This is a genomic window from Brucella tritici, assembly GCF_902825325.1.
Lineage (GTDB): Bacteria > Pseudomonadota > Alphaproteobacteria > Rhizobiales > Rhizobiaceae > Brucella.
Window position 1 is genome coordinate 1 of record NZ_CADEAR010000041.1, and the last position, 10,437, is coordinate 10,437.

Genomic DNA, 10,437 nt, shown 5'->3' on the forward strand with positions numbered 1-10,437 from the left:
AATTTGTTGGTCGTCTTGCTCATATCGGCTCCACTTTCTCACGAGTTGGAGCCTCCGGCAAACCCGGCGCGGTTCAGTTGTGTCTATTCACTGCGAGACACGAACGCACATAGACGTAAGCATGGACGTTCGACCATAGAGCTTGGCAAACTTTACTACAGCGAAAAATAGAGCCGTACGAAGTGGAATCCAGCTTAATCTGGACGTATGGCAAAGCGTTACCAAGATCCCCGCGAACGCAACCAGTCTGACGCCGTTTCGAGCCCGCCGAATGGAAATATATGTATCTGCGATATAGCTGGCCGGGTCAGAGTAGACAACTGTTGCTCGATTGGAACGACATACGTTTCGGGCGAATATCTAGTGGCAAGAGAAAAGATATTATCGGCCCTTTTTTTCAAAAACGTGAAGGAGTTGCCGACACCACAACGCGTTGCGTACTTAATCAATGTGGCAAGCTTGGCCGGGCCTGCGACACCAATATGTACGGGTACATCAATACCGATTTCTCTAAGATTCTCGGACCAGGCCATCGCCCGCGTGGGATCGAAGCCGAATTGTGTCACAATGCGTAGGTGCGCACCCGTTCGATCCGCAAAAGCCTTCTTTTGCTTAAGAAGCTCGATTGCGGATGTCTCGGTGAAGCCGAGAGGACTCTCTGGATGTCCTGCGACGGCAATATCCTTGATACCGAACCGGTCAAGAAGTCCAGTTTCGAGAAGAGCCATCGTGCTAGCATAAGGTCCTGATGCTTTGCTGACATCACCACCGATCACAAGAACATTTTTCACGCCAGCGTGCTCGGTAAGTCCCGCTATGTGCGATTCCAGTTTTTCCCGACTTCTGACTCGTCTTGCAGCAAGATGCGGAACCGGGATGCAACCAATATCCTGTAGAATTCGCGCAGTTACCAGCATTTCCTCATTGCCCCCTGGAGCGCCGATATCTGTCAGATAGACGCGAGTACCAGTAGGTAGCAACATCCCAAGCTTATCACGGCTCGGAGCCTGCTTCGGCAGTATCTCTATTGACGCAGGTAGCGGAGCGGCAACGACCAATTCGGGAGAAATCATATGGAAATCCTATTGGAAAGGCCGGGTTGTGCTCGCGGTTGTCTAAACCCGCATAGTTGACAAAGCGGTGTCAATTGCGGCTAGACATTGGTACCGCCGATCTACTCTCGCCCCTGGCTGGAGAAGGTTACGTGCCTACGCACTGAGATAGCGACGCATGCAATAGAGCAACGTTGCCTGTTTTTCATTCTCACGAATGTCGATTACCCGCCCAAAGAGGATGCGATGCGTTGCCTCGTCGACGGCATTGGTCAGCTCGCATTCGAAACTGACAGAGGCATTGGTCAGAATAGGGACAGAAGTTAGCCCCTCTCTCCAATCCCCATACTCAAATCGATCCTCTATCGACGTCTTACCGCCGAAGTGGTTTGAGATATCCTCCTGGCCGGGCATCAATGTGTTGACACAGAAGTGGCGCGTGTTTTCAAAAGCGAGAAAACACGAGCTGCCACGATTGATGCAGACAAGCAATGTCGCTGGCGTGTCACTAACGCTACAGACCGCCGAAGCCGTAAAGCCGTAACGTTTCCCGCCGTATGTGGTGGTAACCACGTTGACTGCAGAGCCAAGACGCGACATGCCATTGCGAAATGTGGCTTTGTCAACGATCTCAAAACGGTGGTCCACCATATTCATGTCGGCCTCCTGCTACACAGCCAACACTAAGCCGAAAGCTCTCGTCTGATGATTTCTGCACCCGCAGTTAAAGCCTTCAGCTTTCCTGTTGCCACTTGACGAGACAAAGGGGCCATTCCACAGTTCGTGCAGGGATAGAGCTTGTCGGCATCGACGAATTGCAATGCTTTCCGCAGGGTATTGGCAACTTCCTCAGGGGTCTCAATGGCATTGTTGGCCACATCAATAGCCCCAACCATCACCTTTTTACCTCGAATGAGTTCAATCAAATCGATGGGAACATGCGAATTGTGGCATTCGAGAGAGATCAGATCGACACTGGATTTCTGCAGTTTTGGGAAGGTTTCTTCATACTGCCTCCACTCTGATCCCAAGGTCTTTTTCCAGTCGGTGTTGGCCTTGATACCGTAACCATAGCAAATATGGACGGCAGTTTCGCACTGAAGTCCTTCCATTGCCTTTTCCAGCGTGGCAACGCCCCAGTCATTTACCTCATCGAAGAAAACGTTGAAGGCAGGCTCATCGAACTGGATGATATCGACACCAGCAGCCTCCAGCTCCTTGGCTTCTTCATTGAGAGCTTTGGCGAATTCCCAGGCCAGCTTTTCACGACTGTTATAATGCGCATCATAGAGCGTATCAATCATGGTCATGGGACCCGGCAAAGCCCATTTGATTGGTTGCTTGGTCTGCTGACGCAAAAACTTGGCGTCTTCGACAAAAACGGGCTTTGGACGTGAGATAGCGCCGACAACTGTCGGCACACTTGCGTCATAGCGATTGCGAATTCGGACGGTCTCGCGCTTCTCGAAGTCGACACCGCTGAGATGCTCGATGAAGGTTGTGACGAAATGTTGGCGCGTCTGCTCACCGTCGCTGACAATATCGATGCCTGCCTGTCGTTGGTCATCCAGGGACAAACGCAGAGCGTCCTGTTTGCCAGCAATTAATTCCTCATCCTGCAATTTCCAGGGCGACCAAAGTTTCTCGGGTTGTGCAAGCCAGATTGGTTTTGGCAAGCTGCCAGCCGTTGAGGTGGGCAACAGTGGTTTCATTCTAGGCAACCTTGTGTTTTGGTTCGTCAATGAACGCTATTGGCAAACCATTCCTCAAGAATGGTCTTGTATGGTTTGATGAAGTGCTCGTCCGCAAACTTGCCCTGTTCGACAGCCAACCGGCTACGCTCTTCGCGGTCGTAGACAATTCGTGTCAGCGAATAGTCCTGATGCTTCAAATCCGGTTGATAGCAGGCACCCGCCGCAGAGTTGGCGTTGTAAATCTCGGGCCGATAGATCTTCTGGAAAGTCTCCATCGTACTGATGGTTCCGATCAGCTCAAGATTGGTATAATCGGCAAGCAAATCGCCGATAAAATAGAAGGCCAAAGGCGCAACGCTATTCGGAGGCATGAAAAATCGAACCTCCAATCCCATTTTTTTGAAGTATTGATCAGTCGAAGAGAACTCGTTCTGCTCGTATTCAACCCCTAATACGGGGTGTTGATTTTCAGTTCGACGATAGGTCTTGCTGCTTGAAGCACTCAGACATATTACAGGCGGCTTGCTGAAGCTCTCTTTATAAGCATTCGAATTCAGGAAACATTTAAAGAGGTTTCCATGCAATTCGCCGAAGTTGTCAGGCGTGCTGAATTCACGTCGATTCTTATTGTGCTCTGGCAATAACACGCTGAAGTCGTAATCTCTCACGTAAGATGAGAAGTTATTCCCGACGATGCCCTCAATGCGCTCATCGATCTTGTGATCTATGATATAGGTTTTCAGTATCTCAATGACCGGGAAAGCATCATTCTTGCTTTCAGCACCAATATTCATTTCAACGGAAATGATTTCAAGTTCGACAGAATACCGATTGCCTTCCGGGTTATCCCAATGCGCCAAAGCGTTGAAACGATTGTCAATCATCCTCAAGGCGTTACGGAGGTTGTCCTGGCGGTTCTCTCCTCTGGCCAAATTAGCAAAATTGGTCGTGATACGAGTATTTTCTGAGGGATGGTAATCCTCGTTGAAGGGGATACTCTTAATGCTGAATGTAAAATCTCCATTCATCACGACTTGACATCCCAATCTATGATTTAAATTCACTTTGATGTCTTTTCTTTCTTTGATTTCTATTCCCACTCTGACCTTCTGCAAAGTCTGTATTGATACGGACTTCGGCTAAGAGCGCTAAAACTCTTATGCCGAAGGCGTTGAACGATTAAAATTGATTTCATTTCATAAAAGCATGAGCCACGTTCATAAGTTGGCGGATTAGGCCGACTTTGACCGAACACCGCATCCGAATACGAATGCGTGACGCAATTGTTATGAGCAATGGGCCGAAACGCTTGACCTGACAGGTGGCATAGGACATTGGTTAACCGTCGTGGTTCTGCGAACGAAAGTCCGGAGCTAAGAGGGAATTCGGTCAAATGCCGAAGCTGCCCCCGCAACTGTAAACGGTTAGCGAACGCCCCCCTTTGTCACTGGGTTTATCCTGGGAAGACGGGCGAGAGCGATTATCCGTGAGCCAGGAGACCTGCCACGTCAGATAACGTCCACGGGCGGGGTGTCCCGGAGTGCCGCTTTCGCGACTTGGCATCTGCGCAGTCGCTTGTGCGCCATTTCACTGCCCAGCCAAAATTTAGATGGCAGTACCGAAGACAGGTACAGACGAGCAAGGGCAGGAATATTCATGCTGGACAGACAACATCTGTCAATCCTGCGCGAAGTTGATCGCCTAGGCAGTCTGACAGCGGCCGCAGAAAGACTGAATGTGACTCAGTCTGCGCTCAGCCACACGATCCGCAAACTGGAAGAACGCTATGGCGTAGCCATGTGGGAGAAGGATGGTCGCAATCTCCGCCTTACCCAGGCTGGGCGTTACATTGTGACACTGGCGCATCGTATTCTCCCGCAAATAGAAAGGGCGGAAGATGTTTTAGCGGATTATCGCTACGGACAACGAGGCTCTCTTAGAATCGGAATGGAATGCCATCCGTGTCATCAATGGCTGATGGGCGTGACAAAGCCTTATCTGGTAGATTGGCCAGATGTGGACCTGGAGCTGACAACGTCGTTTGCATCCGGTGGCATAGCGGCGCTGACGGGATACGAAATCGATATTCTGATCACTCCTGATCCGATTGAGGCATCGGGCATCCGTTATCTGCCGGTGTTCGACTACGAACTCGTGCTTGCCATTCCAGCAGGTCATCCTCTATCGCTATTGCGCCATGCAGAGCCTGTCAACTTACTGCAAGAAACCCTATTCACTTATCCCGTACCTCCGGAACGACTGGATATCTTTACACAGTTTCTGGTACCCGCCAATTGCCGCCCGCGACACCATAGAAGTGTCGAAACAACGGAAATGATGCTGCAACTTGTTGCAGCAGGCCGTGGCGTTAGCGCCATTCCGAACTGGCTGGTGCGCCAAGAAACAACGAAACTCGGTGTTAGTTCTGTACGGATCGGCAGGAACGGAATTCAGAAGAGCATTCATCTCGGCTTGAGAAGCGGGGACGAAGCCGTCGACTTTATCGCTGGTTTTCTCGCGACGTCGCGGCAGACATCGGCCTGATGTATTGTATCCGTGTCGGCGTTGCTTATCCTGCCATGTATTTTTCAACCGTCTGAGCTGGCTTTCCAAAACGAAGAATGCTGGAGTGCTCCGAAACCGACGATCAACATGCAAACGCTTCTAATCATGGCGTGCAAATATCAGGTCTGCTCGATCATATCCATATCGCTTACTGAGACTTTTGCTCGTCGGTCATCGGTGAGGTGGCTTTGAAAATAAACGGAACTCTCACCTTACCGACAATCGAGGTCTGATATGGCTGGCATTTCCTCACGGCTTCCTCAGCTGCCAATCCGACAACATAGTTGGTGAAGCCCCCGGATCACCGTTTCAACCTCAGTTACTTTTCCGTTTTTGTGAAGGCGGAATTCTATAACAGCGTCTCCAGACTGGTTGAGAGGCATCCTAAAACATTTGCGAACCTGATTTGAGAGACGGAAAGCCTCCTCACGGCTAGGTGGCTCATTGGCGAACGAAACACCGACACCCAGTGTTGCCATCAAGGCGATGCCATACAGCGTGATCTTCATACTCAACTCCTGAAAGTTAACGTTCAGCGCACACGTGAGCTAAGACTGCTCCTTATGCCGGTTGCAACTTCTGTCGTGAATCTCGAAGATAATAACGCTCCGATTTTTTTATGGTTAACTCAAATTTAGATATTGCAATCAAATTGAAATGCTGCCATATGCAGCGCCCTGAGCTTAAACGCTCAAACAAAAGGATAATATCACCATGATATGCAAACCGACTACCCAGTGGAGCACAAGCAAAGCCTAGTATTGTCGTCGGTTTAGTACCCGATGCGCAATTGCATCGGCTTATCCTTGTGTTCCCCATTTGACAGCCTTCGGCCATCCTGGCCACCCAAAGCTCTCAGGGGACAGCTATGAATTTTTCTCGTCAAGTATCTCGAAACATCAGTCTTCAACGTGCCGGTCTCGGATTCATCGCCGAAGCTGACGCTTCACGTGATCTGCAGCAGCTCATTGACCAAGATTGTCACGGCGTGACCGAGGTTGGGGGCTTGGAAATATAAGGCAACCTCATCCGAAAGTGGCGGCTCTTCCGTCAAGTTTTGGAAAGAACCCTGCCCTGGATTTGCCACCCGTCAACCTCAGCAGAAGAATGCCAAAACCGCTCGTGGTTCCACCGTTCATGAAGTTACAGTTGTCTTCCATGAAAGTGAACTTGAGCACCGGGTTTCGACATTAATTCAGGCGCGACGAGACGTTCAGGAACTTCATTCACAGTACCCTGTAATGGGCTACGTCGACGCCGATGGCGTTCGACGAAAGCATATCTTTGACTATTACGTGGTGCTGAAAAGCGGAGTGCAACTGGCCATTGCAGTTAAGCCGTTCAAGAAAAAGGCGGCCATGCAAGATGTGCTGGACCGCATTCAACAGGCAGGCATGGAATGCGTCGGGACACTGGGTGAGATTGAAGCTCGACACCCCGACATCAAGCTCAGACTTCTCACCGAGGTCGAGGCTAACATCGATGCATTTCTGAACGCCATGAACATCCTACGCGCCCGTTCTCATTACAATGAGAGCGAGTATCTGGCGCTGGCCAACGAGATCAAAGACTGCCCAGGCCATTTCCGGTTTGGGCAATTGTTCAAGAACTGCACGAGCCGTTCAAGCCGCTGGACTGCGGCTTGGTCGCTTATCGACCGCGAAATTATCAGGCCCGTGAATCCGGGACAGATCAACGAACTCAGTTGGATGACTGTGGTTCGCTAGACGACAACCAATACAGCTACGTTCAAAAAGGAGGTTAACATGAACAGCTATTTTGCACAGCCAGCCACATTCCAGCGCTCTTTGGTGAACATGCGCAAGGTCGACAGGCTTAGCTATAAGAACGCCCATTGGATTCCAGTTTGCAGAGGCAACGAGGGATGGCACATCAAGAGGGAAGACGACAGCCACGAAGTCGTTGTCGGCCATCAGGAACTCTATAATGAAATTTCTGCTGGTCGCGCCTCGGTTCGGTATGGATATCAGGAACCTGAGCAACAGAAGCTACGCATTATCTTCGGCGATAAAAAGTTCTCTGATTTCCCTGAGAAGGTTCAGAAACTGGCTCTCGTTCGTGAAAAGCTGATCAACCGTTATGACGCGGAATTCCCGGAATACGGGCGGAAACGTTGGAACAATGAGAAGCTCCAGCATCTGCTGAATACTTGGCACGCCGAGATCCAGTCAAACCTTCTCCCAAGCGCCAGTCGCGCAGACAGGCCGATGGAACTCACGTTCTATCGCGCCCCATCGGTCAAGACTTTCTGGAGGGACTACACCAAGTATCACGGATGCGGAGGCGACGCCCTCGGATTGGTTCAACGTCACCATGGTCCTGGAATCTATTATCGTTCCGCTGACCCAGAATCGATTGCTTTCGCTCACAGCGAAGCTCTTCGGTACATGGATAACAGGAAGAAATCGAAGGCACAGGTTTATCAGGACTATCTGGCCAAGCTTTTTGAGATGAATTCATCACCGGATTCTCAGCTCAAAAAAGTTTCGCGCACAAAATTCGAGAGCATCATTGATGGTTTTGATGAGTACGCGAAGGTCGCGGGACGACACGGAGAGGCTTACGCCAAGAGGCGGCTTTCTTCCGTAAAGCGAAGCTTCCATTTCGAAGTGCCGGGTGACCGGATTGAGATGGACTTCTGGAATGTGGAATTGATGTCCTTGTTCGTGGAAACGGGGATGTGGTCCCTCCTACCAGAAAGCTACCGTAATCAGATCGGAAGCACTCGCATTTGGTTCGCTGCCGCCATCGACGTGTCCACCCGCTATGTGTTGGCTTTTAAGGCGAGCACCAATCCGAATGCGGCCAATGCCGTCGAAGCAATCAGAATGATCATGTCCGACAAAACGCATATTTCCACTGCGTTGGGTTGCGAAACGCCCTGGATTGGACGCCTTCGTCCTCGCCAAATCTATTGCGATAACGGCAAGGAGTTCGTGAGCCAGCGGACGCAGGAAGTTTTGAGGAATGCACGTATTGCGTTTACCCGTCCACCAGCGGGTGAACCACAAGCCAGACCATTTATCGAACGGCTTTTCAAGACAATTGGTCCGATGGTGGCCCACCATTTTGATGGCCGAACCTTCGGTTCTATTCAGGAGAAAGGAGACTACAATCCGGAAGAGCGCCTTAGCCTGCAGAGTGATGAGCTGATCAAATTCTTCCTGTACGCGATCTGCGATATCTACCACAACACGAAGCATGAAGGACTCGCGGGAGGAACTCCGCACAATGCTTGGGTGAAGGCGGCATCCCAATATCCAATCGACGTTGCACCCGACGAAGAAGAAATGCTTCACATCTTCGGGCAGAAGGTTTCGCGACGGATTTCGTCCTATGGCGTGTCTTTCATGGGCATTCCTTATTCGAACGATGAGCTAACGCGCCTTCGCCTGAAACATGGTCAGACGGATTTTGAGATCAAGTACGATCCAGCGAATCTGCGGTCCATTGCCGTCTATGCAGGCAAGGATAAGGGCTGGTTCTCAGTCGAAAACCAGATTGGTCTGGACGACAACGTTTCGCTTGAGGAATGGATCGTAGCACGTCAGCAGCTTCGTCTGGCTAATGCCAAGGAAAGCGAGTCTGGTCTCGCAGCAATGTACCGGGCGATCAATAAATTGCGGACATCCGGCGACGCCGCGATGATCAGGGCCAAGCTGGGTGCACGATCATTGGATAGCAATGCGCTGGCAAGGCTCGAAGCCGAACTGTGCGGCAGTTGGATCGCAAAGCCGGATGACCAGATGCAGAGACTTGAAGCGCTCGCTTCTCTTCCGGGGGATCTGAAGCTCGCGGATGAATCGGCATTTGTCGAGTACCAAACGGTCCAGAAGAAAGAGATCGCAGCTGCAAAACGGGCTGCGAAAAGCGAGCGGCTGGAAACCAGAGCGAACAATACTGATACCGACCTTCAAACAGAAACCTCTGTTTCAAGGAGCGGCTATTACGACGAATTTTAAGAAGGGCGGGACCAATGAACACTGACGAATTGAAAGAACTCAAAAGACATATCTACGGCACATATCTCGAAAGTCCTCGTGACAGAAAATTGCGCAATATGCTGCAAGGAATGGTTGATAACGTTGATGATCACCTGAACAGTGGCGGCGGTTCTCGGCAGACTGCATTATTTGTCATTGGTGAATCCGGGAGCGGCAAATCCCATTCATTGAAACACCACTGTGGTCACATCGCAGAGTTTCAGCCGCGAGAAAATGAGTTTGGCGAAACCATCACGCCTTTTCTCAGTATCGAGGCATCAAGCTCATCAACTATGAAGGGGTTTGCAATCACACTGCTGTCCGCGATGGGGCTTCCAGCAAACTCCAAGCAGACTGAGACCCAGCTGTTTTCGGCTGTAAAAACTCAGTTGAAAGCGAGAGGTATTCTCTATCTGCACGTCGATGAGGCTCAACACCTCATCCGTCACGATAGTCAGAAGGTGATTACCGAAGTCCAGGACGGGCTGAAGAGCCTTATGCAGATTCCTGACTGGCCTTTGCATACGATCTTTTCAGGTGTGCCGGATCTTGCCAAATTGCTGACAAATGATCTCCAGCTCGCGAACCGTAGCAAGGTCATCCGCTATGTTGAGCAGAGCCCTACTGATGATCAGCAATTCATCAACGATGCCATGACCAAAATTGCCGAACAGATCTGTGGCCTGAAGATCGCGGATGAACTGCGAGAAGCAGACTTTGTGGGGCGACTGTGTCACTCGGCTCAAGGCGGGCTAGGCAAGATTGTTGAAACTATTCGTGCCGCTTGCATCCTGACCGTTAAAAACGACAGGACTGTGCTCGAAAATCGTGCGTTCGCATTCGTCTATCAAGAATCGAGCGGTTGCCTGCCCGAACACAATATCTTCTCAGCCCCACGTTGGTCAGAAATCTCGCCTGAACATGTGCTCGCCGATCTGTCTGCATCTAACGAACCCAAGAAAAAAGGAAGGACCAAGAAATGACATTGCCGGTTACCCTGCCCTTCCATGAAGACGAAAGTCCGATCAGCCTCGTGTCGCGCCTGGCGCGCGCGAATAGCTATGATTCCTTGCAATCATTGCTCGGTTTCACACACACGAGCCGAGAAGCTATCGTTCGTGG

At 50.7% G+C, this 10,437-nt stretch carries 9 protein-coding genes and 1 riboswitch; of the genes, 4 read left to right on the forward strand and 5 right to left on the reverse strand.

The window, feature by feature from the left end:
- Positions 1–218 precede the first annotated feature (218 nt).
- The 4 genes from HWX93_RS22020 to HWX93_RS22035 form a co-directional block, all read right to left on the reverse strand.
- Positions 219–1,073, reverse strand: a complete 855-nt coding sequence (locus HWX93_RS22020; RefSeq protein ID WP_176038734.1) for a methylenetetrahydrofolate reductase — start codon at positions 1,071–1,073, stop codon at positions 219–221.
- A gap of 135 nt (positions 1,074–1,208) precedes the next feature.
- On the reverse strand, positions 1,209–1,709 hold the full coding sequence (locus HWX93_RS22025) for a flavin reductase (protein ID WP_112670029.1): 501 nt from the start codon (positions 1,707–1,709) through the stop codon (positions 1,209–1,211).
- A 26-nt stretch (positions 1,710–1,735) separates the two neighbouring features.
- Positions 1,736–2,764, reverse strand: coding sequence for a methionine synthase (locus HWX93_RS22030; RefSeq protein ID WP_112670031.1), 1,029 nt, complete (start codon positions 2,762–2,764; stop codon positions 1,736–1,738).
- A 26-nt stretch (positions 2,765–2,790) separates the two neighbouring features.
- Positions 2,791–3,774 (reverse strand): DUF1852 domain-containing protein, encoded by a 984-nt coding sequence (locus HWX93_RS22035; RefSeq protein ID WP_176038740.1) that lies wholly within the window; start codon positions 3,772–3,774, stop codon positions 2,791–2,793.
- Between the two features lie 303 nt (positions 3,775–4,077).
- Positions 4,078–4,269, forward strand: a riboswitch (cobalamin riboswitch).
- Positions 4,270–4,402: 133 nt separating this feature from the next.
- Here HWX93_RS22035 and HWX93_RS22040 point away from each other — a divergent pair.
- Positions 4,403–5,290: a LysR family transcriptional regulator gene (locus HWX93_RS22040; RefSeq protein ID WP_176038735.1), complete on the forward strand. Its 888-nt coding sequence runs from the start codon at positions 4,403–4,405 to the stop codon at positions 5,288–5,290.
- Between the two features lie 281 nt (positions 5,291–5,571).
- Here the strand turns inward: HWX93_RS22040 and HWX93_RS22045 are convergent, their stop codons facing one another.
- Complete coding sequence (locus tag HWX93_RS22045; RefSeq protein WP_176038736.1) at positions 5,572–5,820, reverse strand: hypothetical protein; 249 nt, start codon at positions 5,818–5,820, stop codon at positions 5,572–5,574.
- A 489-nt stretch (positions 5,821–6,309) separates the two neighbouring features.
- On the opposite strand from HWX93_RS22045, the gene HWX93_RS22050 reads away from it, so the two are divergent.
- From HWX93_RS22050 to HWX93_RS22060, 3 genes are read left to right on the forward strand one after another with little or no spacing between them, the layout of a single operon-like run.
- Positions 6,310–7,038 carry a hypothetical protein gene (locus HWX93_RS22050; protein ID WP_176038737.1) on the forward strand — a complete coding sequence of 243 codons (729 nt, stop codon included), beginning with the start codon at positions 6,310–6,312 and terminating at the stop codon, positions 7,036–7,038.
- 39 nt (positions 7,039–7,077) lie between these two features.
- Positions 7,078–9,294, forward strand: a complete 2,217-nt coding sequence (locus HWX93_RS22055; RefSeq protein WP_176038738.1) for a DDE-type integrase/transposase/recombinase — start codon at positions 7,078–7,080, stop codon at positions 9,292–9,294.
- Positions 9,295–9,308: 14 nt separating this feature from the next.
- Positions 9,309–10,298 carry an ATP-binding protein gene (locus HWX93_RS22060; protein WP_176038739.1) on the forward strand — a complete coding sequence of 330 codons (990 nt, stop codon included), beginning with the start codon at positions 9,309–9,311 and terminating at the stop codon, positions 10,296–10,298.
- Positions 10,299–10,437: the final 139 nt, after the last annotated feature.

What these genes read in the sequence shown, in the direction of transcription:
- HWX93_RS22030 (WP_112670031.1), bottom strand. Translation starts at nt 2,764, where the DNA reads ATGAAACCACTGTTGCCCACCTCAACGGCTGGCAGCTTGCCAAAACCA.
- HWX93_RS22045 (WP_176038736.1), bottom strand. Translation starts at nt 5,820, where the DNA reads ATGAAGATCACGCTGTATGGCATCGCCTTGATGGCAACACTGGGTGTC.
- HWX93_RS22060 (WP_176038739.1), top strand. Translation starts at nt 9,309, where the DNA reads ATGAACACTGACGAATTGAAAGAACTCAAAAGACATATCTACGGCACA.
- HWX93_RS22020 (WP_176038734.1), bottom strand. Translation starts at nt 1,073, where the DNA reads ATGATTTCTCCCGAATTGGTCGTTGCCGCTCCGCTACCTGCGTCAATA.
- HWX93_RS22025 (WP_112670029.1), bottom strand. Translation starts at nt 1,709, where the DNA reads ATGAATATGGTGGACCACCGTTTTGAGATCGTTGACAAAGCCACATTT.
- HWX93_RS22040 (WP_176038735.1), top strand. Translation starts at nt 4,403, where the DNA reads ATGCTGGACAGACAACATCTGTCAATCCTGCGCGAAGTTGATCGCCTA.
- HWX93_RS22035 (WP_176038740.1), bottom strand. Translation starts at nt 3,774, where the DNA reads ATGAATGGAGATTTTACATTCAGCATTAAGAGTATCCCCTTCAACGAG.
- HWX93_RS22055 (WP_176038738.1), top strand. Translation starts at nt 7,078, where the DNA reads ATGAACAGCTATTTTGCACAGCCAGCCACATTCCAGCGCTCTTTGGTG.